The sequence below is a fragment of the Mesorhizobium erdmanii USDA 3471 genome, from assembly GCF_000472705.1.
GTDB lineage: Bacteria > Pseudomonadota > Alphaproteobacteria > Rhizobiales > Rhizobiaceae > Mesorhizobium > Mesorhizobium erdmanii.
Window position 1 is genome coordinate 14631 of sequence record NZ_AXAE01000012.1, and the last position, 22350, is coordinate 36980.

Consider the following 22350-nt stretch of genomic DNA (forward strand, 5'->3'; position numbering starts at 1 on the left):
ATGCATGACATTCAGGCAAAACTTCTGCTTTCCGTGCAGCGTGCGCTGCTCGGCGCCGTTTCGTCCCGGCTTCGGGCGGTCACCTGCGGCTGGGAAGGGGTTGGGATCACGCTTCGCTTCGTGTTTGACGGCGAGCCCGCCGATCTGGATTTTGAAGATGCCGGGATCGTCGCAGCCGAAGTGGCCGCCGACTTCCCGGCACCCTGGACCGTAGACGAGGACATCGCGCGACTGGACTATCCCGATGATCTGCGCCCAGGTGCGCTCGCGCTTTGGGCATTCCGGCGCAAGGAGCGCGCCATGACGGGAAATCCCCGCTGACCGGTTGGCGATGGCTGCGAGACACCAGCATTCTATCTGTCGAACTTCCGGATCGCTTCCGCCGTCACCGGCGTGAAGAAATTCACCAGATTGTCGTCGGGATCGCGGAACAAGAGCGAGCGGTTGCCCCAGGGCATGGTGGTCGGCTGCTGCACAGTCACGTTCCTGATCGTGTCCGACAGCCGGGCGAATTCGGCATCGACATCGGCGACGCGAAATTCGAGGATGGCGGTGTGGTTGTCGGCGGGGCGGGCGATGTCGCCGCCGAACAGCATCAAGGTGCGCGTGCTGCCGATCGCCAGCGTGCAGGAAGGCGTCGACAGTTCCGCGAAGTCCTGCGTGTAGACGGTCACCGGCATGCCGGTGATCTCGCCATAGAAGTGCACGAGGCGCTGAACATCCGAGGTGATGATGCGGACAGAGACGAAATTCATCGCAGGGCTCCTTGATCGCTGAAGCCGCGGCGGGCTTCCCGACCGATCTATAGGCCAGGCCTCCTGCCAGCTTTCTGTCAGGAGAGAGATTTGAGCTTCACGCTTCCGGTTCGGACCATGTGGACGGCAAGCCAAAGGCGGCGAACAGGCCGGCGCCGAGCGGGCCGACATAGACCGTCAGCGAGGCAATGGCGTCATTGGCTGGCTCGATGACGTGCAGCGACTGGGCGCGCCATTCCGGGTCTTGGTGACGCCGCGCATAGATTGCGACGGCAGGCTGGCCATTGGCCCGCGTCGGCACGGCGCGGTAGCCGGCGAAATTGCTCCACACGGTTTGGAAGAAGCCGTGGATGGTCTGGCGTCCCTGGTACCAGTCGCGCCATGGCGGCATGTGGTATGTGGCGTCCTCGCGCAGCAGGGCGATGAAGCCGTCGAGGTTGGCGGCCTGCCAGGTCCTGATATAGCGTTCGAGCAGCAGGCCTTCTTCCGGATTGGGCTGGGATCGCTGCAACGGGCGGCCCCGCGGATAGGCCGCGCCGAGTGTCGCGCGCGCCCGCTGCAAAGCGCTGTTGACCGAGGCGGTCGAGCCGCCCAGCAACTGGGCGGTCTCGGCAGCCGACCAGCCCAGCACGTCGCACAGCAGAAGGGCTGCGCGCTGCCTTGGCGGCAGAAGCTGGATGGCGGCGACGAAGGCCAGCCGCACGGCTTCACCGGTCTCGTAGCGCGCATCCGGGCCGGGCTCGCCATCGGCGATATCAGGCAATTCGGCGTCGGGGTATGGCTCCAGCCAGGAAAGCTCGGCCGCCGGTCCGGCGGCGGCCGTCCCCTCGGTCGGCGGCCGTGTGGGCTCCGCGAGAATGCGATGTGCCGATGAGCGGGATTTGATGGCGTTGAGGCAGGTGTTGGTGGCTATCGTGTAGGGCCAGCCGCGCGGCGAGCCGCGCCCGTCATATTGGGCGCGGCCGCGCCATGCCTTGAGGAACGTATCCTGCACGAGATCGTCGGCCTCATGCAGCGAACCCATCATCCGGTAGCAGTGCAGCTTGAGTTCGCGGCGATGAGCCGCCGTCAGGCGCTCGAAGGCAGGCCGGTCGAGGAACGGCCTGCCTCCCGGGCGCGGCGACTCAAGCGGGCCGGGAGCGTCTGTCATGTCGAGCCCACCATGCTCAGTTCGGCTGTCGATTTCTGCCGGCATCCTGCGCGCCTCATGCCGCTGCGGCAAGGCCGCTGCCGCTGACCGTGAAGGCGGTGCCTTGCGCCTTGCCGCCGGCGAGCGCGACCACCGCGCGCCCGACATCGGCGGGCGTCTGCACATCGGTCATGCTGCCAGGAAGTCCGCCGGGCTGATGCCGAGATAGGCCGATATGCTGGATATGCCACGCTGGCCGACGCCGGTCCCGGTCATGATGCGCATCGGCGCCAGCGCCATGAAGCGCAGGCCAAGGCCAAGCCGGTCGGCTTCTTTCTGGCTGTGGGCGGCAAGGAACATCTGCGTGCGCTTGGCGCCGGAATAGCCGCCGGAGTTCGGCGGGCCGCCACTGAATGCCGCGCCGCTGGAGATCAGCACCACGCGGCTGCCCGGTTTCATCAGGCCCCGGAGGGCGGCCCTGCAGAACAGGAACGATGCCTTGACGTCCGTCTCCCAATTCGTCGAGAAGTCTTCCCAGCTCTGGTCCTGAATGGACGCCGACGGCGCGAAAGCGCCCGCGCAGATTACCAGCACGTCCGGCTGCATGGCGGCAAACACCGCGTCGGGCGCGGTGTCCTGCGTGGCATCGGCGGCAAGCGTCTTCACGCCCGACGCCTCCCAGGCGAGCTCCTTCAAGGCTTCCGTGCCACGAGCGACGGCAAGCACGGTTGCTCCCTCGCCCAAAGCAGCTTCCACGATCGAACGGCCGACACCCCGGCTGCCTCCGACCACGACGACCTTTTGACCTTGCAACGATCCCATGGATCACCTCGCTTCTTCCGGCCCGGAGGATTCCGGCGCCTATGGATGAGGACAGCGGGAGTGGGTGGAAATCATCGGTGCGCGGTGAAGAATCTTTCTCGGTCCGCCCGTCAGGGCGCTCTCCATAAGACGCTGCGCGTTACCCCGGCTATGACCGCTGGTGTCACTGACAAGCTTTGGGAGATCGCGGATATTGTTGCGCTGATCGAAGCCAAGGAAGCTGAGAAGCCAGCTATTCGTGGCACATACCGGAAGAAAGGCGTCTCAATTGATTGATCCTAAACCCGTCACAAACGAAAATATTCTGATGGCTCTCGGCATCGCTCTTGTCGAAATTCGCGCGACCGATGATCTAGCCAGAGCACAGATGCTCGCCGACTCATTTCACAACGCGCCGGCTATGATCGCCCGTGGCGCTGATCCGCAAGCTACGTGGACCAGCGTTCTCAGCACCGCTCGCAAGCTTGAGATGGAACGATACGTCGTCTCACTGTTAAGCCACGTTCAGACGCGTCAAATTTCAAACTGACCCACTACCCATTCGTTTGACCATTTGTCAAAGACATGAACGGAGCGATAGACTGGACGGCCCATCGCCGATCTCTTGGGCGCAACCTGGGAGGAATGGAAGATGACGACTTTGTTCGTGAGACATACCGTGTCCGACTACAAGGCCTGGCGCAAAATCTATGACGGATTCGCTCCGGTGCAAAAGGCCGGCGGCGTGAAGGCCGAGACCGTCTATCAGGCGGCGGACAATCCCAACGACGTCACCGTGACGCATGATTTCGGCAATGTCGCCGAGGCGCAGGCCTTCATCCAAAACCCGAAATTGAAAGAGGCGATGGCGAGCGCCGGCGTGGTCGGCGCGCCAAGCATGTGGATCACCAACAAGGCCTGATCGCCCGCTCTGGCCGCGCGTTCCGCGATGAATGGCCAGGCCACTTCGGGCCTGGCGGGCGGGACGGTTGGTCAGTCCGCGAGCAGCGCCAGTTCCTCAGCCGTCAAATGCCGCGCCGTGCCCTTGGCCAGATCGGCGAGCGGCAGGCGGCCGATGGCGATGCGGATAAGGCGCTTGACCTCGATGCCGTGCGCGGCGAGCAGGCGGCGGATGTGGCGGTTGCGGCCCTCGTCGAGCACGATCTCCAGCCAGGCGGTGCGGCCGCCGCTGCGCAAAAGCGCGATGGAGTTGGCCGTCAGGGTTTCCCCGTCGACGGTGACGCCCGCGCGCAGCGCCTCCAGCATCGCCGCGTCGGGCACCATGCCGACCTGGACATGATAGGTCTTGGGCAGATGCGAGGCCGGGTCCATCAACCGGTTGGCGAAATGCGTGTCGTTGGTCATCAACAGCAGGCCTTCGCTCGCCTTGTCCAACCGGCCGACCGGCGAGACGAAGGGCAGATCGAACCCTTCCAGGCAGGTGTAGACGGTGTCGCGCTGCTGCGGGTCGTCGCGTGTGGTGACCAGCCCACGCGGCTTGTTCAACATGAGATAGACCTTGCGCTCGGCCACCACCGGTTTGTCGTCGACGACGATGCGGTCGCGGTTCAGGTCGACGCGCAGTGAGACATCGCGCACCACCTTGCCATTTACGCGCACGCGGCCCTCGGCGATCAGCACCTGCGCCTGCGTGCGCGAGCACAGGCCGAGTTTCGACAGCGCGCGGTTCAGGCTGACGCCCAATGACTTGCCAATGGGGGGCTTGCCAGTGGGAGGAAGGCTGGTACTTCGTGGCTGGCGTCGCGTCATGTCCTGCTTTGTCGTTCCGGATCGCTTGTCCGGCGTGCCGGCGAGCGTGCCGCCGGCACATTGCCTGATGGGTGGGGCGAACTGTTCGCCCGGGATTGCCTTGGCTATCATGCGCATCCGATGCTGCTCAAGCTCCAGGGGCGGTCTATCTGATGGCGGCGGCGACCAGCATTTCGCATGGCCCTTCGAACTGTCCATCATGTTCGAACTGGCCAAGCGCGGCCTCGATTTCCGCCCAGGCGTCATCCTGCTCGCTGGGCGACAAGCCGGCCAGCATCTGGTGCAGCGCGCCGAAGGATTCCTGCTCGAACTGCAGGCATTCGAGCGCCGACCGAAGGCGCACCGGCGCGTTGACCTTCTCGATGCGCACGTCATGGAAACCGGCATCGGTCAGGCGCTTGGCGAGCACTGCGGGGTCACCCAGGCTGAACGGTCCGGGCTGGCCGGGCAGCGGCGCGGGCAGGGCGGCACGGCGACGGATGATGCCGACCGGAACCGAGAAGAACGGGTTCCTGTCGGCGGTGGAATAGACGATGGCGCCAACCTTGCCGCCTGGCTTGAGATGGCCGCGCATGCCGCCCAGCGCCCGGTTCTGGTCGGGAAAATAGATCAGCCCGACGCGCGAGATCACCGCGTCGAACGGTTCGGCCGATATAGCGTCCAGCATTTCGCCGTCGGCCGCGGCGGTATCGACATTGGCATAACCGGCCAGCTTCGCGTTATCGGCGGCGAAGGCGAGAATGCCCGCCGAGATGTCGGTGGCCAGCACATAGCCCGTCGGCCCGACACGCCGCGCGGCGGTCAGCGTCTGTTCGCCGGCGCCGGCGGCGACATCGAGAACGCGGCTACCCTTGCCGACATCAGTCATATCAAGCATCAGTTCGGTGGCGGGTCCGAGCCAGCGGGTCAGGAGCGGACCCCAGCGGTTCCAGGCTTCGGCGGCGCTGTCCCATTGCTTGCGCGTGGTTTCCTTGAACTTTGCCGGATCGAAAATCGGTTGCTGCACGGTCATGGCGTTCTCCCCTAAAGGCACTATTGCCTTGCCGGAAACCCTAGGGATCGCGTAATTCTGGTGCCATTCTCGAAATCTCGACGCCCATTTTGCAAAATTGCACGGATCGGGGTCCAGGATGCATTGGGATGACTTGCGGATTTTCCTGGCCGTCGCGCGCGACGGCTCGATCAGCGGCGCCGCAAAACGCATGAACATCCAGCATTCCACCGTGTCGCGCCGTATCCGGCTGCTGGAGACGCAACTCGGAACCCGGCTGATCGAGCGCAAGAAATCCGGCTACGAGCTGACGCCCGCCGGCGACGAGCTGCGGATGGCGGCCGGCAAGATGGAGCTGGAGGTGCTCGAGGTCGAAGGCGCGCTCGGCGGTCAGGAAGACCGCGTCGCCGGCGAGCTCAGGGTGTCGGCGATCAACAACATGGCTTCATCCGTGCTGATGCCGATCTTCGCCGGCTTCAGCGAGGCCTACCCGGATATCCGGCTGCATGTGCAGGTTTCCAACAAATATGTCAGCCTGGCGGAACGCCATGCCGACATCGCCATCCGGCTGACCAACACGCCGCTCGACACGCTGGTCGGCACACGGCTCACCAATGTCGCCTCGGCCGTCTACGGAGAGCGGCGCTATCTCGGGGGCTTGCGCGCCAGCGGCGCCCAGCCGCTCTGGATCGGGGTCGAGTGCTGCGCCTTCCACCAATCCTGGACCCATGCGGCCTGCCCGGATCACCGCCATAGTTTCTTCGTCGACGACACGCTGTTGACGCTCGCCGCGCTGAAACAGGGGCTGGGCCTTGCCTATCTGCCTTGCTTCATGGGCGACAGCGCCAGCGAACTTGAGCGCTTTCGCCAACCGGACCCGGTCCATGATCTCGGGCTGTGGCTGCTCTACCATCCGGATCTCAAGCGAACCAAGCGCGTCAGAGTGTTTCGCGAACACATGGTGGCGGCCGTCCGCGACCGGAGCGCGCTGTTCGAAGGCCGCCTGCCGCAGCCATCAGGATCGGCTTTCTAATGCATCTCGCCCAGAAGTGACCTCGGTTCTGGGAGAACGACATGCATAAAAACAAGGACCTAAAGCTCGTCGCATGAATCCGTTTCGACGCGACGCGCTTTGGGAACCTGGCAGGCCGCCTACACCGCCGTGCCGACCAGCGCGCCGATGCCGGCGGTGAGCGCCATGGCCAAGGCGCCCCAGAAAGTGACGCGCAGCGTTGCGCGAAGGATGTCGGCGCCGCCGGCCTTGGCGCCGATGGCGCCCAGCAAGCCGAGGAAAAGCAGGGAGGCTACCGACACCGCCAGCACCAGCGTGGTGCGAGGCGAGACCAGCACCATGATGAGCGGCATCGCCGCGCCCACGCTGAAGGTTGCCGCCGAGGTCAGCGCCGCCTGGATCGGCCGCGCCGTGGTCATTTCCGAAATGCCGAGTTCGTCATGGGCATGCGCGGCCAGAGCATCCCTAGCCATCAGCTGATCGGCGACCTGGCGCGCCAGGCCCGTCTCCAGACCGCGCTTGACGTAGATCTGGGCGAGTTCCTCGCGCTCGAATTCNGGCTGGGTCCTGAGTTCCTCGCGTTCGCGGGCGAGGTCGGCNTTCTCGGTGTCCGACTGGGAACTGACNGAGACATATTCGCCGGCAGCCATCGACATGGCGCCCGCGACCAGCCCGGCGATGCCCGCGACCAGAACCTGCGAGGTCGGGGCGGCGGCCGACGCCACGCCGACGATCAGGCTCGCGGTCGAGACGATGCCGTCATTGGCTCCCAGAACGGCGGCGCGCAGCCAACCGATGCGCGACACCAGATGGTTTTCGACATGCAGGCGGCTCATGCTTCTCTCCTGATCGTGCCTTCGAGTTCCGGCCGCCGCGACTCTAGCAGCCTTTAACGAAGCGAAGTTGATCCAGGTCAGAATCAGGCCGCCTGTTCCCGATCACGTGCCCGGCACCCCGGCTGGTTGCGGTGCCGACGGACCGTGAAGGCGCTGTCGTGTTAACCGGGTTGCTCAGCCATCACGATGACGTTGCCGCAGGTGTCATCAAAGAAGGCGGCGCTGACCGGGCCCATCCGCCGCGGCGGTCCGAGAAATTTCACGCCGCGCCCGGCGAGGCGGTCGTAGTCGGCCTGGATATCGCGGCACGTGATCAGCGCCGCCGGGAAGTGAGCGTCATGGAGCGCTTTCTGCGCGGCACGCGCTGGCGCATCGCGGTTGGGCTCAAGCACCAGTTCAGCGCCGTCGGCCTGGTCCGGAGACACCACCGTCAGCCAGCGGGCCTGGCCACCATCGTAGTCGCGCTTTTTTACAAAGCCGAGGACCGAGGTGTAGAAGGCCAGCGCCTTGTCCTGGTCGTCAACCTTGATGAGGATATGGCGAAGCTGCATCAAAGAATTTCCTTTTTCTACTTCGGGTTATCGACCGCGCCTAACCTCGCTCGTTGAAGAACTCCGTCAGCACGGGCGCGTGCGCGGCGGGTTTCAGCATGTGGTTCTGGCCCGCCAATGTCCGGTGGCGGGCATTGGGCAGAGCCTGTGCCAAGGCCTCGTTGCCGTGTTGCATCCATGGCGGGCTCTTGCCGCCATCGGTCACCAGCGTCTGCACTTTCACCGAGGCCCAGCGGGCGGGATCGAGCGGCTTGCCGAGCTGATCGCCGGCGACGATGGCGCCGTCATAAGGCAGCGTGTGCGCCACCGCCTTGAGCTTGCGCCAGATCGGCATCAGCTTCATGAGGACGATGAGCAGGCCGGGCATGCCGACCGATTTGAGAAAGGCGCTCACGGCGTCGCCGCGCCGGCCTTCGGCGATGGCCTGCCGGATCGTTGCCCAGTCGCCTTGCGTGGTCGCCCGGCTGTCGTCGACGATCAGCGGCGCTTCGTAGAGCGCGAGTTTCCTGATGCCGGGCAGGCGGCTTGCGGCCATCAGTGCCAGCATGGCGCCTGACGACATGCCCCAGAGATAGGCCTCGCCACCCGCCGCCTGCAGCACCGCCTCGATGTCGTCGACTTCGCGCTCGACCGCGTAGGGCAAGGTGTCGCCGCTGTCGCCACGGCCGCGGCGGTCGTAGCGAAACACGGTGAAGCTGCTTTCCAGCGCCTTGGCCAGCGGGCCGCTCGGACCCATGGTGCGCGAGCAGAGCGCGCCGTCGACGAGAATGAGCGGATGGCCCTGGCCGCGGCGCTCGCAGGCGATCGGCGTCCCATCCCGCGACAGCACGGCCTGCGTGGTGGGTTTCGCATTCTCAGCCAGCATGGTTGGACTCCTTGGCTATCAGCTGCTCCAGCCGCTCGAAGCTCTGCATCCAGCCGCCGCGCATGCCGAGCGCCAGCAGGCGCTCGCGGTCGGCGGCACTGGCCAGCGTCACCTCGAAATGGACATGGGTGCGCTTGCCGTGCGGCGTGAAGGTCACGGTATGGCGGCTTTGGCCTGGCGGCTTGCCGGCCCATTCGCGGATTTCAGGATCCGGTTCGTCGCGGTAGCTCAGCCGGACATTCTCGACCACTTCGAGATAGCTGCCCTGGTTGCGGTAAAGCGTGCCGCCGGCGGTCAGCATGTCGATGCGCCAGCGGCCGCCGACGCGCACGTCGAGCGCGCAAAGGGGAATGGTGCAGTCCTTGATGCCCCACCACCCGGCCACCAGCGCCGGATCGGTCCACAGCCGGAAGACGCGCTCGACAGGAGCATTGAAGATCCGTTCGATGGCGAAGCTGCGGTCGGTCGTTGCGGGCGCGCTCATTCCGGCCTGTCCGCGTTGCGCCGCAGCAAATCCTCCATGCGGTCGAAACGGTCTTCCCAGAGTTTGCGGTAATCGTCGAGCCAGCGGTCAATATCGCGCAGCGGCTTGAGTTCGATGCGGCTCAGATGCTTCTGCGCCGCCCGGCTGCGGGTGACGAGACCGGCCTGTTCCAGCACGCCGACATGTTTAGAGACGGCGCGCACGGTGAGCGCGAAGGGTTGCGCCAGTTCGGCGACCGATGCCTCGCCGTCGAGCAGGCGGGCCAGGATCGCCCGGCGCGTCGGGTCGGCAAGTGCGGCGAATGTGTCGTCGAGGGAGATTTCAGCTACCATTATGGAACCATATAGTTCTGGAACTAATTGGTTCTATAAAGGCATCAGGCGACTACGTCAATGGGTGACGCTTATAGCGTTGCGAGCGCGATGCGTCCCTTTGCCGGGCGAAGCTGTCGCCCGGCAAAGGGGCTCGAAATGCATCAGACGGCCCGGCTGGCTTCGCCGGCGATGCCGTTCAGCACGGCGATCGCGTTAGCCGGCAGGTCCAGCTCCGCCGCCGCCAGGTTTTCGCGGAGGTGATCGACCGAGGAGGTGCCCGGGATGAGCAGGATGTTTGGCGCGCGCCGCAGCAGCCAGGCGAGCGCCACCTGCATCGGGGTCGCGCCAAGCTTTTGCGCGACATTGGCCAGCGTGTCCGACTGCAGCGGGCTGAAGCCGCCGAGCGGGAAGAACGGCACATAGGCGATGCCGTCAGCGGCCAGCTCGTCGATCAGCGCGTCATCCTCGCGGTGAGCAATGTTGTACTGGTTCTGCACGCAGACGATGTCGGCGATGCCGCGTCCCTGCGCGATCTGGGCGCGGGTGACGTTGCTCAGGCCGATATGGCGCACCAGGCCCTGGCGCTGCAATTCGGCCAGCGTGTTCAATTGCGGCTCGAGCGAACCTTCGGCGGGGCCGTGGATGCCATGCATGGAGCGCAGGTTCACCACCTCGATCACGTCCAGCCCGAGATTGCGCAAATTGTCATGCACGGCCTGCGTCAACTCCTTGGGCGACATGGCGGGAAGCCATGCGCCCTTGTCGTCGCGCCTGGCGCTGATCTTGGTGACGATGGTGAGGTTGGCGGGGTAGGGATGCAGCGCCTCGCGGATGATCTGGTTGGTGACGTGCGGGCCATAGAAATCCGAGGTGTCGATGTGGTCGACGCCGCTGGCGATCGCCTCGCGCAGCACGGCAAGAGCGGCGTCGCGGTCCTTCGGCGGACCGAAGACGCCGGGTCCAGCCAGCTGCATGGCGCCATAGCCGAGGCGCTTCACGGTGCGGTCGCCGAGTTTATAGGTTCCGGCCTTGCTGATGTCGGTCATGGTCTCATCTCCTTTGGATCGGGCCAATGTAGACATAGCGCGGCTGCGCGATAATATGGTGTAATCGGCACACCCCGTGCGGGAAGGCGAACAATGGCGACAGATCTGGGGGACCTCCAGGCATTCATGGCGGTGGCACGCGCCGGCGGTTTTCGCGAGGCGGCCAGAACGGGCGGCGTCAGCGCTTCCAGCCTGTCGGAGACCGTGCGGCGGCTGGAGACCGGGCTCGGCGTGCGGCTCCTCAACCGCACGACGCGCAGCGTCGCGCCGACCGAAGCCGGCGCACGCTTGCTGGAGCGGCTTGGCCCGGCGCTCGGCGAGGTCGAGGCGGCGCTCGACGTGGTCAACGGCTTTCGCGGCCGCCCGGCCGGCACGCTGCGGCTCAACGTGCCTGTCGTCGCGGCGAAACTGGTGCTGCCGAGGCTGTTGCCGCCCTTCCTTGCCGCCTATCCGGAGATCCGCATGGAAGTGACCGCCGAGGACAGTTTCGTCGACATACTGGCGAGCGGCTGCGATGCCGGCATCCGCTATGACGAGCGGCTCGAGCAGGACATGATCGCCGTGCCGATCGGTCCGCGCCGCCAGCGCTTTGCCACCGCCGCCGCACCGGCCTATCTCGACAAGCGTGGCCGGCCGGGGCATCCGCGCGACCTGCTCGACCACGCCTGCCTGCGCGGCCGCTTCGCCAGCGGACTGACGCCGCCCTGGGAGTTCGAACGCGATGGCGAGGTGGTGAGCGTAGAGCCGACCGGCCCGCTGCTGGTCAGCACCGGCACGGCGATGGCGCTGGCGCTCGAAGTGTCGGTCGCCGGCGGCGGCATCGTCTCCCTGTTCGAGGACTGGCTGCGCCCCTATTTCGACGACGGCCGGCTGGAACCGGTGCTGGAACCCTGGTGGCAGGAGTTCTCCGGCCCATACCTCTATTATCCCGGCCGCCGCCTGACGCCGGCGCCGCTCAGGGCGTTCATCGATTTCGTCGGCGCGATGCGCTGGGGGTGATTTGGTAGCGGAGCGCCTCGATGTGCAAACGTAGATCCTGCAATATCACCTCGATGTTGTCGGCTACCTCGTGGGCTACGAATTCTGCCTGCGCTCAGATTGCGCCTGTGCCGCCATTGGCACCAAACACGCTTCCGTCCGTATAGGTGATTTCGCCCGAAGCAAGCAGCACGAAAAGCGCCGCAAGCTCTGCCGGCTGACCTGCTCGGCCGAGGGGAGTATCCTGGCCGAACTCCTCCAATTTCCCCGGCAACTGGCCTCCAGCAACCTGCAACGGCGTCCACACTGGCCCCGGCGCGACGGCGTTGACGCGTATGCCCCGTTTGGCAAGCTGCTTTGCTAGGCCTTTGGTGAAGATGGCAATGCCGCCTTTCGTCGTCGCGTAGTCGAGCAGTTCCTCACCGGGATTGAAGGAATTGACGGACGCCGTGTTGATGATCGCCGCGCCCGGCTTCATCAGCGGAATTGCTGTCTTCGTAATCCAGAACATCGCGTAGAGATTGGTCTTCAGGGTGCGGTCGAACTGCTCGAAACTGATGTCGTCGATCGATGGCTTGGACTGCTGATAGGCGGCGTTGTTTACCAGAATGTCGAGGCCGCCAAGTTCGCGGTGCGCCCGCTCGACGAGCTCAACGCAGAATTTCTGGTCCGTCAGGTCTCCCGGGATCAGGACGGCTTTTTTCCCCTCTGCGCGGATCAGCTCGGCCACGTCCTGCGCGTCCGGCTCTTCGCTGGGAAAGTAGTTTATCGCCACGTCGGCACCTTCTCGCGCGAACGCAATGACGGCGGCGCGTCCGATCCCAGAGTCGCCCCCGGTCACAAGAGCCTTGCGGCCTGCCAGCCGGTCTGATCCCCGATAGCTCGTCTCGCCGCAGTCGGGAACCGGATCCATGGCGCGCTGAAGAGCCGGCCATTCCTGACGCTGCTCCTTGAATGGCTCGCTCGTGTATTTCGTCGCGGGATCGGACATATGTGCCTCCGATAGAAATTGGGGTCTTTGGTCAGAGCTCGACCTTGGCATTGTCGCCGACATTCGGCTTGGAGCCGGTGACAGCCGCAAACACCATCTTTGCGGTTGCCACGATAAGTCCTGGGCTGTCCCACAGTTCGCCTTCGTCGGGCGTGACCGTTATCAGACGAATTTCGGGATCCTCGGCATTGTCCCACCATGCCGCGTCGGTCTTCTCCCACAACTTCGCGATCCTTCGTCTGTCGTTGGTCACCACGGCGGGGCCAGAGATCGTGACGTATTTGTAATGGCTGCTGTCACTCCAGGCCAAGGTCACCTTCGGATAGGTAGACAGTTGCTTGTTCTTGGCGCTGTCGTCATTCACGAGAAAATAGATCGCGTTTTCTTCGCGGAACACACGCGCGGATAGCGGCCTGGCGCGGTTGTATTCGCCGTCCCACGTCACAAACATGCAGATGTCGATTTCCTTGGCGAGCTCCCAGATACGATCGGTCGCTTCGGCTGGAGTGAGATCCGTCTGTTGCTCTTGACGCTTGGCCATAACTGTCCTCCGGGGATTGGATTGCGCTGGTACAACTCGCGTCCGGCCGCGACGTTCCCTTGGAAATCTTGTTGAGTGGTGGGAGCACAGAAATCGGCCGGCAGCCTGAGATCGACGGATAATCCCTGCTGCGATCGTGAAAGCACGCCGGGTCGAAATAGATTCAATTGGCGTGCGCAAGTGCCTGTTTTTATACGGGAATGCATGTCGTTGCGGCAAACCGCAACCTGTCGATCGCGATCCTGGTTATCCCAGGGGAGCCATATCGGAACAATCCAAACGCGATCTGTAACGGTTTGTTTCCACGCCGGTCGTATCCACGAGAGGCCGCGTCGCGCATGGCCGACGCATCGTGGACAGGTGAAGCATGGGTTCGCCCTGGTCCGAATTGTTGGCCAATCTGGCGGTCGTGGCGATGTTCGTTTCGGCCTGGATCCACACGCATGTGTGGCTGGACCGCCTGCCGGTCCCGGTCAAGGCGGTGGCCTTCGGCGTGCTGATGGGCGCCGGCGCCATCATCCTGATGCTGACGCCGATGCAGCTGCAGCCGGGCGTGCTGGTCGATCTCCGTGCGACGATGATTGCCGTTGCCGGCTTCTTCGGCGGTCCTGTCGCCGGTATCGTCGCGGGCGTCATGGCCGGAGCTTTCCGGGTCTTCGAGGGCGGCATCGGTGCCTTCGCCGGCGCGGTGGGGATCGCCGCCACCATGCTGGTCGGCATTGCCGGCAATCTCGCGCTGAGGGGCCGTTCGCCCGGCATGGCCGATATCATGATCCTGGGTGCGGCGGCGGCCTGTGGATCCTTGCTTGGCCTCAGCGTCCTGCCGCAGCCGGTCGTCCAGACGGTTCTGCCCGAGGTGGTGTTCCCGTCCAGCCTGTTGATTTTCGTCTCCGTGGCGATGTCGGGGCTGGCTCTTCACCAGGAGCGGCGGCGCATCGAGGCATTGCAATCGCGGCGTATCTTCAAGGCGGTGGTCGAGACCTTGCCCGATTGCCTCAACGTCAAGGACCTCGACGGGCGCTTCATCGCCGCCAATCCGGCAACGGCCGAATTGATGCAGGCGGCCAATGCCAAGGCGCTGATCGGCAAGACCGATTTCGACTTCTATCCCAGCGAAACGGCGCGAGAATTCCGCGACGACGAGCTTGCCGTGCTGGCGTCGGGTGTCTCCACCACCATCGAACAGCACCTGCACCATGAGGACGGCACCGATGCCTGGCTGGCGACGCTGAAGGCGCCGTTTCGCGACAAGGCCGGCACTGTCATCGGACTGATCACGCACAATCGCGACATCACGCAGCGCAAGCAATTGGAGAGCGAACTGGCGGAAAGCCAGGCAAGGCTCGGAGACGCGTTGACGCACATGGCCGACGGCCTGGTGATGTTCGATCCCGACGGCAGGCTGGTGCTGTGCAACGGCCAGTACCGCGCCATGTTTGCCAAGACGGCCGACATCAGAGTGCCCGGGGCCGACCACCGCGACATCCTGCGCACTTCCGTGGCGCGCGGCGAAAGCGTCACGCCGCCGGACGCCGTCGAAACGTGGATCGCCGAAATCATGGCCCTGCAGACGATAGCCAGCCACCGCCAGATCCGGCTAGCCGACGGGCGCTGGCTCGATGTGCGGACGCGGCCGACCGGCGACGGCGGCAGCCTCAGCGTCTATTCCGACATCACCGAGGCCAAGCAGGTGGAGGCTGAATTGCTTTCGGCCAACCAGAAGCTGAACCTTCTGGCGCACCGCGACGGGCTGACGGAACTGTTGACGCGACGGGCCTTCGACGACGCGCTGGCGCGCGAATTCGCCCGCGCCCGGCGCAACGCGATGCCGCTCAGCCTGCTGCTGATCGACGTCGACTGGTTCAAGCGCTTCAACGACCTTTACGGCCATCCGGCGGGCGATGCATGCCTGCGCGCGGTCAGCCGTTGCATCGAGGCGACGGCACGGAGGCCAGCCGACGCGGCGGCGCGTTATGGCGGCGAGGAGTTCGCGCTCATCCTGCCCGAAACCGACGCGCGGGGCGCCTTCGTCATCGCCGAAAGCCTGAGAGGCAAGGTGCGCGACCTCGCTCTGGCGCATGCCGGCAGCGAAAAGGGCATCGTCACCGTCAGCATCGGGGTCGGCACCGTCGACGGCGGCGCCGCGATCGAGATCGCCGATCTGCTGCGGCGCGCCGACGAGGCGCTCTATGGCGCCAAGGCCGCGGGACGTGACCGCGTGCATGGCTGGCGTCCGCATCTCAGCGAACCGCGCCCGGGCGCTTCCCATCGCAAAGCGTGAGCCCTGGCTGTCATGGCCCCGTCATGGTTTATTGCTACCAATCCATAAATCCGGATGAATGGATATATGGACAAGACAACAGCATTGCTGGCGCTCGCAGCACTCGGCCAGGAAACCCGGCTGGAGGTGTTCCGGCTGCTGGTCCGTGCCGGGGCCGAGGGTGTGCCGGCAGGCGAGATCGCGGCGCGGCTGGGCGCGGTGCAGAACACCATGTCGGCGCATTTGAAGACCCTCGGCCAAGCCGGACTGGTGCATGCCGAACGCGAAGGCCGCAGCATCCGCTACACGGCCGACATGACCGGGTTCCGCGATCTCCTGGCCTATCTGATGGAGGATTGCTGCAATGGTGCACCGGAGCTCTGCCAGCCGATCATCCAGGCCGTGACCTGCAAATGTTGAGGTGGGCGGCTCGCCTTGCGGAAGCGGCTGGACGAGTTCGGCCGCAAACTGCCCAAGGCCGACCGCGCCAAGAGGAGTGACAATGTCGGATCACATTCTGAATGGGGGCGAGACGGCGCGGCCGAGCATCGGCTTCGTCGAGAAATACCTGACGGTGTGGGTGGCGCTGTGCATCGTCGCGGGTGTTGCCCTGGGTCATTTGCTGCCGGGCGTGTTCGGCGCCATCGCGTCCGCCGAGATCGCCAAGGTCAACATTCCCGTCGCGGTGCTGATCTGGCTGATGATCGTGCCCATGCTGCTGCGTGTCGATTTCGCTTCGCTGGCCAGCGTCGGCACCTATTGGCGAGGGATCGGGGTCACTCTTTTCATAAACTGGGCGGTGAAGCCGTTTTCCATGGCGCTGCTGGGCTGGCTCTTCATCGGCTGGCTGTTCCGGTCCTGGTTGCCCGCGGCGCAAATCGATTCCTACATTGCCGGGCTGATCATACTCGCGGCCGCGCCTTGCACGGCCATGGTGTTCGTCTGGTCTAACCTGACACGCGGCGAGCCGAACTTCACGCTGTCGCAGGTGGCGCTCAACGACGCGATCATGATCGTTGCCTTCGCGCCCATCGTCGGGCTGCTGCTTGGGCTGTCGGCGATCACCGTGCCATGGGGCACGCTGGTGCTGTCGGTTGCCCTTTACATCATTCTGCCGGTGCTCCTTGCCCAATTTATCCGCGGGCGCCTGCTGGCGGCCAAGGGGCAGGGCGGGCTCGATGCACTGCTGGCCGCGATGCAGCCCTTGTCGCTGATTGCCCTGCTGGCGACGCTGGTGCTGTTGTTCGGCTTCCAGGGCGAGCAGATCATTGCCCAGCCGATGGTTATCGCGTTGCTGGCGGTACCGATCCTGATCCAGGTCTATTTCAACTCCGGTCTCGCCTATGTGCTCAACCGGCTCTCCGGTGAGCGGCATTGCGTGGCCGGACCATCGGCCCTGATCGGCGCGTCCAACTTCTTCGAGTTGGCGGTCGCGGCGGCGATCGCGCTTTTCGGGCTGAATTCCGGTGCGGCGCTCGCAACCGTGGTGGGCGTGCTGATCGAGGTTCCCATCATGCTTTCCGTGGTGTGGATCGTGAACCGAAGCAAAGGCTGGTACGAGCGGGGAGCCGCCGTCCGCCACGCCGCATCCATCGGGAGGACCCCGCAATGACCATCACCATCTATCACAACCCCGCCTGCGGCACGTCGCGCAACACGCTGGCGATCATCCGCCAGTCCGGCGAGGAGCCGGAGGTGATCGAATATCTGAAGACGCCGCCGTCGCGCGAGAAGCTCGTCGAACTGATCGCGGCAATGGCGATGACCCCGCGCCAGCTTTTGCGCGAGAAGGGCACGCCCTATGCCGAGCTCGGCCCTGGCGATGCCAAATGGAGCGACGACAAAATCCTCGATTTCATGCTGGCGCATCCGATCCTGATCAACCGCCCGATCGTGGTGAGCCCACTCGGCGTCGTGCTGGCCCGGCCATCCGAGGCGGTGCTCGATATCCTGCCCAACCCGGATATCGGCCCGTTCACCAAGGAGGACGGCGAGGTGGTCGTGGACGCCGGTCGCAAGCGGGTGGTCTGAGGGTTATTTCGATATTTTTCGAAATATAGCTTGACGGCGCCCGTCGCTGGCAGCATCCTATTTCCATGAAACTCGAACAAGCAGCCAAGCAGCTGGAAGCGCTCGGCAATCCGACGCGGCTGAACCTCTATCGCATCCTGGTCAGGGCCGGCGAGGCGGGCCGGCCGGTCGGCACTTTGCAGGAGAGCCTCGGTATCGCCGCCTCGACGCTGTCGCACCATCTGCACCGCCTGATCCTGACCGGGCTGGTCAGCCAGGAGCGGCAGGCAACGACGCTGATCTGCCGCGCCAACTATCCCGTCATGAACGATCTCATCGGCTTCCTGGCCGACGAATGCTGCGCCGATGCGGCTTGCAATCGCTCCGCGAGCGACGCGGCCGCCTGATTTCTTTTGCCTGTTATTTCGATAATACCGGAAGGATAGAAAGTATGGCCATGCAAAACGATCTGCCAATCGCCGTCATCGGCGCCGGCCCCGTTGGCCTGGCCGCCGCCGTTCACCTGATCGCCCGGGGTCTGCCGGTAAAACTCTATGAAGCCGGCAGCGGCGTCGCGGCCAATCTGCGCGATTGGGGCCATGTCCGGGTGTTCACGCCGTGGCGCTACTGCGTCGACCAGGCGGCCGGAAGGCTGCTCGAACGCCATGGCTGGCGGATGCCGGATCCGGAGGCGTTTCCGACCGCCGACGAACTCGTCGCGCACTATCTCGAGCCGCTGGCCAGTTTGCCGGACCTTTCGTCGTTGATCGAAACCAGCGCGCGTGTCGTTGCAATATCGCGCTGGGGCGCCGACAAGGTGCGCGGCCAACACCGCGACATCAGGCCATTCATGCTCGTGGTCGAAACCGCCGACGGCATCAGGCGCGACAGCGCCCGCGCGGTCATCGACGCTTCGGGGACGTGGCGCACGCCCAACCCGCTCGGCGCCGGTGGCATCGCGGCGGCGGGCGAGGCGGATTTTGCCGATCGCATCGCCTACGGCATCCCCGATATTCTGGGCCGCGACCGCGCGCTTTACGCAGGCCGCACGACGCTGGTTGCCGGTTCCGGCCATTCGGCCGCCAACGCCTTGCTCGACCTTGCCCGGCTGGCGGATGCCGAGCCCGGCACGGCCTTCATCTGGGCGGTGCGCGGAACCGACCTCGTGCGCATCTATGGCGGCGGCGACGCGGACCAACTGCCGGCGCGCGGCGAACTCGGCGCCGATGTGCGCGACCTCGCCGAAAGCGGCCGCGTCAGGCTGGTGACGGGCTTTGCGACGCTTGCCATCAGCGAGCGGGACGGCCGGCTGATCGTCGAGGGGCAAGGCGAGGAGGGCTTGCTGCAACTCGGCCCCGTCGACCGCATCATCGCGGCGACCGGGCAGCGCCCGGACCTGTCGCTGACCAGGGAACTCAGGCTCGATCTCGATCCGTGGCTGGAAAGCGTCAAGGCGCTCGGTCCGCTCATCGATCCCAACCAGCATTCCTGTGGCGACGTGCCGCCGCATGGCCACCGCGAGCTTGCCCATCCGGAGCCCGGCTTCTACACGGTCGGCATCAAGAGCTATGGCCGCGCGCCGACTTTCCTGCTGTTGACCGGCTACGAGCAGGTCCGCTCGGTCGCGGCGGCGATCGCCGGCGACATGGCGGCCGCCGATGCGGTGCAACTGGTGCTGCCCGAAACCGGCGTTTGCACGGTGCCGGCGGGCCGCGCCTCGCAGGGTTGTTGCGGAGGCCCCGCGGCAGCCGAGATCGATGCCTGCTGCGTGGCGGATGCCGACGCCAAGGCTGCCGGCAAAAGCGGTTGCGGCTGCGTCGGCAAGATGGAAGCGGCCGAGTGAACGACGCCAAGATTCCGGCCTCCGCCATCTGGGCGCTGGGCGCCACCCAGATCATCGGCTACGGCACCCTCTACTACAGCTACAGCATCCTGGCCCCGGCGATGGCAGCGGAACTCGCCTGGTCGCAGCAATGGGTGTTCGCCGTGCTATCGGTGTCGCTGCTGGCGAGCGCTGTCCTGGCGCCGTTCGCGGGCAGCCTCGCGGACCGGGTCGGGGCAGGGCGCCTGATGGTGCCGGGATCGCTGGCGGCGGCCGGTGCCCTGCTTATCTGCGCGCTGGCGCCGGGGCGTGCCGGCTTTGCGCTCGGCGTGCTGGCCATGGAGCTCGCCTCCTGCTTCGTGCTCTACAGCACGGCCTTCGTCGCCATCGTGCAGCTCGGCGGCGCGCGTCGCGGCATCACCCATCTCACCTTGATCGCCGGCTTCGCCTCGACCCTGTTCTGGCCGTTGACGACGCTGCTGCACCAGCACCTCGGCTGGCGCGAGGTCCTCATTCTCTTCGCCGCGCTCAACGCCTTCGTCTGCCTGCCGATCCATTGGTGGCTGGCCCGGCTTTCGGGCCGCATCGGCAAGGCGCGCGAGAGGATCATCCCGGCGACATCAGGCATGTCGGCGACCACGGCAGGCCGGCGATGGTCGCCGTTGTTCGTCCTGGTGCTGGCCGGATTTGCCATAGAGGGCTTCATGCTTTCGGCTGTCCTGGTGCAGATGGTGCCCTTGCTTTCCCTGGTCGGGCTTGGCGGGGCCTCCGTGCTGGTGGCAAGCCTGTTTGGCCCGTCGCAAGTGGCGAGCCGGCTGGTCAACATGCTGTTTGGCCGCGGCCTCACGCAAACATCGCTGGCGCTCGGCGCGACCGCCGCGCTGGCCGGCGGCCTTGCGGTTCTGCTCGTGGTGGCGCCTTCCGTACCCGGCGACATGCTGTTCGCCGTGCTGTTCGGGTTCGGCTCGGGCCTGATGAGCATTGTCGGCGGCACGCTGCCGCTCGAATTGTTCGGGCAAGAACGCTACGGCTCCTATGTCGGCTGGATCACGGCGGCGCGGCAGTTCAGCTCCGCCTTCGCCCCGTTCGGCCTCACCTTGATGATATCGGGCCTCGGCGTTTTCCCGGCCTTGTGGCTCAATGTCGTGGTCGGGCTGTTCGGCATCGCGGCCTTCGCCGCCGTTGCGCTGATCGGCCGGCAATCGGGCAGGGGTGAAAGGAGCGGCACCACCGATCCGGCCGCGTCGCACGCGGCTGGATGACCGTTTCCGTCGAGCGCTGCCGGTTCTCAGAACTTGCGCGGATCGATGCCCTTGGTGCCCGGGCCATAGGGGCTTGGATAGATTTCGCCGATGGTCATCAATTCGATCTCGCCGTCGAGCGTCGAGCCGATGATCTTTACCTGCGGATCATCGCAGCAGAACTCCCAGATCACTTGCCGGCATTCGGCGCATGGCACGCCCGAATAGGGGCCATGGCAGACGATCGCCTCGATCTGGCGCTCGCCGGCGGCCGCCATCTGCATCACCGCGTTGCGCTCGGCATGGACTGATTGCTGAAGAGTGACGACTTCGACATTGCAGGCGGCGAACACCCGGCCCGATGCCGTTCGCACGGCCGAGCCGACCTTATGGTTGGAGTAGGGCGTGTAGGCCTTTTCGCGCGCCTCGGTGGCCGCGTTGACAAGGGCCTGGTCGGCGCTCGAAAGCCTGTCGAAGCTGGTCTTCTGCATCGGGTTCTCCGCATCGGGGCTCCATCCCGAATTGATTCAGGATGGAGCTATCTCATTGCTTTTTGTTGTCTTTCCGTGGCTTAGGCCAGCTGCCTTTGCGATCGCGTGGCAAGCCCCGCGACGAAGGGAACGACCGAGAGGAGGAAGCCGATCAGCGAGGCCGGAATGCCGCCGGGCTCGCCCATCAGCACCAGGATGGCCGTCGAGCCGGCGCCGAGCACAATGGTCGCCAGCATCGACCAGGACGGAATGCGCCAGCCGAAAGTGGCCGACAGCACCGGCAGCAGCAGACCCGGCACATAGACCGAGAAACCGAGCATCAGGATGGTGACGATGCCGGGCACGCTGAGCGCCACGACCAGCGCCACCAGGCCGAGCACGAGCAGCAGGATGCGGCTGGTCCACAGCCTTTCGCGGTCGCTGGCATCGGGGCGCAGCCGCGAGATCACATCGCGCTGCAGCGTGGTGGCGGTGATCAGCAGCGTCGTGCTGGCCGTCGACATCGCCACCGACAGGAAGGCGGCAACCAGCACGCCGATGACACCATGCGGCAGGAGCTGCACCATCAGGTCGGGCATGGCATTGACCGGATTGGCGTCGGCCGGCAGCAGCGCCTTGGCGGCGACGCCGAGGAAGGTGAGGATGACGCCGAACACCGCCATGATGACGAAGCCGTTGATGAGGCCCTTGCGCGCCGTGTCCGGCGAGTTGGCGGAAAAGACGCGCTGGAAGCCGATCGTGTCGATGAAGCCGGCGGGCAAGAGCAGGAACCAGACGAACAGCGTCGCCGGCGGCACGTTGGCGAACAGATGATAGAAGCCCGGAATGTCCTTGGTCGCTTCATAGATGCGCGGGACGCCAGGCCCCAAAATGACGAACAAGGGCGCCACCACGCCGATGACGACGAGGAAGATAACGGCCTGCAGCACGTCGGTCGCCACCACGGCCAGGAAGCCGCCAAGCATGGTGTAGACGATGACGACGAGGGAGGCGACGATGGCGCCGGTCTTCGGATCCATGCCCGAAAACAGGGTAAACACCATGGAGATGCCGAAGACCTGCGCCGCCGCCCAGGCAAGATAGTTCCAGCTGGTCACCAGCGAGGCGGCGACGCGCACGGAACCCGGATAATCCTGCGCGACGATGTCCGGCGTCGTCACATGCATGCGCTGGCGCACGATTTTTGCGAGAAAGATGCCCATCAGCAAAAGGCCGATCGGGAAGGTGAACCACCACCAAGTCCCGGCTATGCCGTAGCGGACCACCATTTCGGGCGTGCCGAACAGACCGGCCAGACCCGTCCAGGAGGCGAAGGCCGAGATGGTCAGCCAGAGCGGCCCCATGCGCCGGCCGGCGACGATGTAGTCTTCTTCGGTTTTGATCGAGCGGGCGAAGAACAGCCCGATGCCGGTAACCGCCACGAGATAGATGGCGACGACAGCTATATCCAGATTTCCCATTT

At 65.2% G+C, this 22350-nt stretch carries 27 protein-coding genes and 1 pseudogene; 13 read left to right on the forward strand and 15 right to left on the reverse strand.

Annotated features, from left to right (window positions below; genetic code table 11):
• Nucleotides 1-321 carry a MafI2 family immunity protein gene (locus A3AU_RS0107275; protein WP_032916968.1) on the forward strand — a complete coding sequence of 107 codons (321 nt, stop codon included), beginning with the start codon at nt 1-3 and terminating at the stop codon, nt 319-321.
• A gap of 32 nt (nt 322-353) precedes the next feature.
• On the opposite strand, the gene A3AU_RS0107280 is transcribed toward A3AU_RS0107275, so the two are convergent.
• The 3 genes from A3AU_RS0107280 to A3AU_RS1000000136790 all read right to left on the reverse strand — a co-directional run bounded on the left by A3AU_RS0107280 (nt 354) and on the right by A3AU_RS1000000136790 (nt 2706).
• Nucleotides 354-755 (reverse strand): VOC family protein, encoded by a 402-nt coding sequence (locus A3AU_RS0107280; RefSeq protein ID WP_027052210.1) that lies wholly within the window; start codon nt 753-755, stop codon nt 354-356.
• 97 nt (nt 756-852) lie between these two features.
• A complete protein-coding gene (locus A3AU_RS0107285; RefSeq protein ID WP_027052211.1) occupies nt 853-1905 on the reverse strand; it encodes a sigma-70 family RNA polymerase sigma factor in 1053 nt (350 codons plus the stop codon).
• A 168-nt stretch (nt 1906-2073) separates the two neighbouring features.
• A complete protein-coding gene (locus A3AU_RS1000000136790) occupies nt 2074-2706 on the reverse strand; it encodes an SDR family NAD(P)-dependent oxidoreductase (protein ID WP_245235430.1) in 633 nt (210 codons plus the stop codon).
• 120 nt (nt 2707-2826) lie between these two features.
• Between A3AU_RS1000000136790 and A3AU_RS1000000140095 the strand changes: the two are divergent.
• From A3AU_RS1000000140095 to A3AU_RS0107305, 3 genes and pseudogenes are all read left to right on the forward strand, one after another.
• Nucleotides 2827-2982, forward strand: a pseudogene (locus A3AU_RS1000000140095) (IS1 family transposase); the annotation flags it as partial.
• The gene (locus A3AU_RS0107300; RefSeq protein WP_154674539.1) at nt 2975-3235 is read left to right on the forward strand and encodes a hypothetical protein; all 261 of its coding nucleotides are present in this window, start codon (nt 2975-2977) and stop codon (nt 3233-3235) included. The pseudogene A3AU_RS1000000140095 and the gene A3AU_RS0107300, both read left to right, overlap by 8 nt.
• Before the next feature lie 102 nt (nt 3236-3337).
• Nucleotides 3338-3607: a hypothetical protein gene (locus A3AU_RS0107305; RefSeq protein WP_027052214.1), complete on the forward strand. Its 270-nt coding sequence runs from the start codon at nt 3338-3340 to the stop codon at nt 3605-3607.
• 71 nt (nt 3608-3678) lie between these two features.
• On the opposite strand, the gene A3AU_RS0107310 is transcribed toward A3AU_RS0107305, so the two are convergent.
• Nucleotides 3679-4455, reverse strand: a complete 777-nt coding sequence (locus A3AU_RS0107310) for a pseudouridine synthase (RefSeq protein WP_027052215.1) — start codon at nt 4453-4455, stop codon at nt 3679-3681.
• Between the two features lie 145 nt (nt 4456-4600).
• Nucleotides 4601-5467, reverse strand: coding sequence for a class I SAM-dependent methyltransferase (locus A3AU_RS0107315; protein ID WP_027052216.1), 867 nt, complete (start codon nt 5465-5467; stop codon nt 4601-4603).
• A gap of 118 nt (nt 5468-5585) precedes the next feature.
• On the opposite strand from A3AU_RS0107315, the gene A3AU_RS0107320 reads away from it, so the two are divergent.
• Entirely contained in the window at nt 5586-6479 is an 894-nt protein-coding gene (locus A3AU_RS0107320; protein ID WP_027052217.1) for a LysR family transcriptional regulator, read from the forward strand.
• Between the two features lie 119 nt (nt 6480-6598).
• On the opposite strand, the gene A3AU_RS0107325 is transcribed toward A3AU_RS0107320, so the two are convergent.
• From A3AU_RS0107325 to A3AU_RS0107350, 6 genes are all read right to left on the reverse strand, one after another.
• Nucleotides 6599-7294, reverse strand: coding sequence for a VIT1/CCC1 transporter family protein (locus tag A3AU_RS0107325; protein ID WP_027052218.1), 696 nt, complete (start codon nt 7292-7294; stop codon nt 6599-6601).
• A 161-nt stretch (nt 7295-7455) separates the two neighbouring features.
• The gene (locus A3AU_RS0107330) at nt 7456-7845 is read right to left on the reverse strand and encodes a VOC family protein (RefSeq protein ID WP_027052219.1); all 390 of its coding nucleotides are present in this window, start codon (nt 7843-7845) and stop codon (nt 7456-7458) included.
• 40 nt (nt 7846-7885) lie between these two features.
• Complete coding sequence (locus A3AU_RS0107335; protein WP_051355300.1) at nt 7886-8710, reverse strand: alpha/beta fold hydrolase; 825 nt, start codon at nt 8708-8710, stop codon at nt 7886-7888.
• Entirely contained in the window at nt 8700-9194 is a 495-nt protein-coding gene (locus A3AU_RS0107340; RefSeq protein WP_027052221.1) for an SRPBCC family protein, read from the reverse strand. The genes A3AU_RS0107335 and A3AU_RS0107340 overlap by 11 nt, the downstream gene beginning before the upstream one ends.
• The gene (locus tag A3AU_RS0107345; protein ID WP_027052222.1) at nt 9191-9526 is read right to left on the reverse strand and encodes an ArsR/SmtB family transcription factor; all 336 of its coding nucleotides are present in this window, start codon (nt 9524-9526) and stop codon (nt 9191-9193) included. Before A3AU_RS0107345 ends, A3AU_RS0107340 begins: the two co-directional genes overlap by 4 nt.
• A gap of 143 nt (nt 9527-9669) precedes the next feature.
• Nucleotides 9670-10554, reverse strand: coding sequence for an aldo/keto reductase family oxidoreductase (locus tag A3AU_RS0107350; protein WP_027052223.1), 885 nt, complete (start codon nt 10552-10554; stop codon nt 9670-9672).
• A 93-nt stretch (nt 10555-10647) separates the two neighbouring features.
• Between A3AU_RS0107350 and A3AU_RS0107355 the strand changes: the two genes are divergently transcribed.
• Nucleotides 10648-11553 carry a LysR family transcriptional regulator gene (locus A3AU_RS0107355; protein ID WP_027052224.1) on the forward strand — a complete coding sequence of 302 codons (906 nt, stop codon included), beginning with the start codon at nt 10648-10650 and terminating at the stop codon, nt 11551-11553.
• Between the two features lie 94 nt (nt 11554-11647).
• Here A3AU_RS0107355 and A3AU_RS01000000135030 read toward each other — a convergent pair whose 3' ends face one another.
• Nucleotides 11648-12523, reverse strand: a complete 876-nt coding sequence (locus A3AU_RS01000000135030) for an SDR family oxidoreductase (RefSeq protein ID WP_032916971.1) — start codon at nt 12521-12523, stop codon at nt 11648-11650.
• Nucleotides 12524-12554: 31 nt separating this feature from the next.
• Nucleotides 12555-13064 (reverse strand): pyridoxamine 5'-phosphate oxidase family protein, encoded by a 510-nt coding sequence (locus tag A3AU_RS0107365; protein ID WP_051355302.1) that lies wholly within the window; start codon nt 13062-13064, stop codon nt 12555-12557.
• Between the two features lie 367 nt (nt 13065-13431).
• Between A3AU_RS0107365 and A3AU_RS0107370 the strand changes: the two genes are divergently transcribed.
• The 7 genes from A3AU_RS0107370 (at nt 13432) to arsK (ending at nt 20418) form a co-directional block, all read left to right on the forward strand.
• Entirely contained in the window at nt 13432-15345 is a 1914-nt protein-coding gene (locus tag A3AU_RS0107370; RefSeq protein WP_027052226.1) for a diguanylate cyclase, read from the forward strand.
• A gap of 66 nt (nt 15346-15411) precedes the next feature.
• Nucleotides 15412-15744: an ArsR/SmtB family transcription factor gene (locus A3AU_RS0107375; RefSeq protein ID WP_027052227.1), complete on the forward strand. Its 333-nt coding sequence runs from the start codon at nt 15412-15414 to the stop codon at nt 15742-15744.
• A gap of 82 nt (nt 15745-15826) precedes the next feature.
• Entirely contained in the window at nt 15827-16936 is a 1110-nt protein-coding gene (gene arsB, locus A3AU_RS0107380) for an ACR3 family arsenite efflux transporter (RefSeq protein WP_027052228.1), read from the forward strand.
• On the forward strand, nt 16933-17355 hold the full coding sequence (arsC, locus tag A3AU_RS0107385; RefSeq protein WP_027052229.1) for an arsenate reductase (glutaredoxin): 423 nt from the start codon (nt 16933-16935) through the stop codon (nt 17353-17355). Before arsB ends, arsC begins: the two co-directional genes overlap by 4 nt.
• Nucleotides 17356-17420: 65 nt before the next feature.
• On the forward strand, nt 17421-17741 hold the full coding sequence (locus A3AU_RS0107390) for an ArsR/SmtB family transcription factor (protein WP_027052230.1): 321 nt from the start codon (nt 17421-17423) through the stop codon (nt 17739-17741).
• Nucleotides 17742-17785: 44 nt separating this feature from the next.
• Nucleotides 17786-19177: an NAD(P)/FAD-dependent oxidoreductase gene (locus tag A3AU_RS0107395; protein WP_027052231.1), complete on the forward strand. Its 1392-nt coding sequence runs from the start codon at nt 17786-17788 to the stop codon at nt 19175-19177.
• A complete protein-coding gene (gene arsK / locus A3AU_RS0107400; RefSeq protein WP_027052232.1) occupies nt 19174-20418 on the forward strand; it encodes an arsenite efflux MFS transporter ArsK in 1245 nt (414 codons plus the stop codon). The genes A3AU_RS0107395 and arsK overlap by 4 nt, the downstream gene beginning before the upstream one ends.
• Nucleotides 20419-20444: 26 nt before the next feature.
• Here the strand turns inward: arsK and A3AU_RS01000000135035 are convergent, their stop codons facing one another.
• Both A3AU_RS01000000135035 and A3AU_RS0107410 read right to left on the reverse strand, forming a co-directional pair.
• The gene (locus A3AU_RS01000000135035) at nt 20445-20888 is read right to left on the reverse strand and encodes a cytidine deaminase (RefSeq protein ID WP_051355303.1); all 444 of its coding nucleotides are present in this window, start codon (nt 20886-20888) and stop codon (nt 20445-20447) included.
• Between the two features lie 80 nt (nt 20889-20968).
• Entirely contained in the window at nt 20969-22348 is a 1380-nt protein-coding gene (locus A3AU_RS0107410) for a sodium:solute symporter family protein (RefSeq protein ID WP_027052233.1), read from the reverse strand.
• Between the last annotated feature and the right edge of the window lie 2 nt (nt 22349-22350).

What these genes read in the sequence shown, in the direction of transcription:
- A3AU_RS0107275 (WP_032916968.1), top strand. Translation starts at nt 1, where the DNA reads ATGCATGACATTCAGGCAAAACTTCTGCTTTCCGTGCAGCGTGCGCTG.
- A3AU_RS0107280 (WP_027052210.1), bottom strand. Translation starts at nt 755, where the DNA reads ATGAATTTCGTCTCTGTCCGCATCATCACCTCGGATGTTCAGCGCCTC.
- A3AU_RS0107285 (WP_027052211.1), bottom strand. Translation starts at nt 1,905, where the DNA reads ATGACAGACGCTCCCGGCCCGCTTGAGTCGCCGCGCCCGGGAGGCAGG.
- A3AU_RS1000000136790 (WP_245235430.1), bottom strand. Translation starts at nt 2,706, where the DNA reads ATGGGATCGTTGCAAGGTCAAAAGGTCGTCGTGGTCGGAGGCAGCCGG.
- A3AU_RS0107305 (WP_027052214.1), top strand. Translation starts at nt 3,338, where the DNA reads ATGACGACTTTGTTCGTGAGACATACCGTGTCCGACTACAAGGCCTGG.
- A3AU_RS0107310 (WP_027052215.1), bottom strand. Translation starts at nt 4,455, where the DNA reads ATGACGCGACGCCAGCCACGAAGTACCAGCCTTCCTCCCACTGGCAAG.
- A3AU_RS0107315 (WP_027052216.1), bottom strand. Translation starts at nt 5,467, where the DNA reads ATGACCGTGCAGCAACCGATTTTCGATCCGGCAAAGTTCAAGGAAACC.
- A3AU_RS0107320 (WP_027052217.1), top strand. Translation starts at nt 5,586, where the DNA reads ATGCATTGGGATGACTTGCGGATTTTCCTGGCCGTCGCGCGCGACGGC.
- A3AU_RS0107330 (WP_027052219.1), bottom strand. Translation starts at nt 7,845, where the DNA reads ATGCAGCTTCGCCATATCCTCATCAAGGTTGACGACCAGGACAAGGCG.
- A3AU_RS0107335 (WP_051355300.1), bottom strand. Translation starts at nt 8,710, where the DNA reads ATGCTGGCTGAGAATGCGAAACCCACCACGCAGGCCGTGCTGTCGCGG.
- A3AU_RS0107340 (WP_027052221.1), bottom strand. Translation starts at nt 9,194, where the DNA reads ATGAGCGCGCCCGCAACGACCGACCGCAGCTTCGCCATCGAACGGATC.
- A3AU_RS0107345 (WP_027052222.1), bottom strand. Translation starts at nt 9,526, where the DNA reads ATGGTAGCTGAAATCTCCCTCGACGACACATTCGCCGCACTTGCCGAC.
- A3AU_RS0107350 (WP_027052223.1), bottom strand. Translation starts at nt 10,554, where the DNA reads ATGACCGACATCAGCAAGGCCGGAACCTATAAACTCGGCGACCGCACC.
- A3AU_RS0107355 (WP_027052224.1), top strand. Translation starts at nt 10,648, where the DNA reads ATGGCGACAGATCTGGGGGACCTCCAGGCATTCATGGCGGTGGCACGC.
- A3AU_RS01000000135030 (WP_032916971.1), bottom strand. Translation starts at nt 12,523, where the DNA reads ATGTCCGATCCCGCGACGAAATACACGAGCGAGCCATTCAAGGAGCAG.
- A3AU_RS0107365 (WP_051355302.1), bottom strand. Translation starts at nt 13,064, where the DNA reads ATGGCCAAGCGTCAAGAGCAACAGACGGATCTCACTCCAGCCGAAGCG.
- A3AU_RS0107370 (WP_027052226.1), top strand. Translation starts at nt 13,432, where the DNA reads ATGGGTTCGCCCTGGTCCGAATTGTTGGCCAATCTGGCGGTCGTGGCG.
- A3AU_RS0107375 (WP_027052227.1), top strand. Translation starts at nt 15,412, where the DNA reads ATGGACAAGACAACAGCATTGCTGGCGCTCGCAGCACTCGGCCAGGAA.
- arsB (WP_027052228.1), top strand. Translation starts at nt 15,827, where the DNA reads ATGTCGGATCACATTCTGAATGGGGGCGAGACGGCGCGGCCGAGCATC.
- arsC (WP_027052229.1), top strand. Translation starts at nt 16,933, where the DNA reads ATGACCATCACCATCTATCACAACCCCGCCTGCGGCACGTCGCGCAAC.
- A3AU_RS0107390 (WP_027052230.1), top strand. Translation starts at nt 17,421, where the DNA reads ATGAAACTCGAACAAGCAGCCAAGCAGCTGGAAGCGCTCGGCAATCCG.
- A3AU_RS0107395 (WP_027052231.1), top strand. Translation starts at nt 17,786, where the DNA reads ATGGCCATGCAAAACGATCTGCCAATCGCCGTCATCGGCGCCGGCCCC.
- A3AU_RS01000000135035 (WP_051355303.1), bottom strand. Translation starts at nt 20,888, where the DNA reads ATGCAGAAGACCAGCTTCGACAGGCTTTCGAGCGCCGACCAGGCCCTT.
- A3AU_RS0107410 (WP_027052233.1), bottom strand. Translation starts at nt 22,348, where the DNA reads ATGGGAAATCTGGATATAGCTGTCGTCGCCATCTATCTCGTGGCGGTT.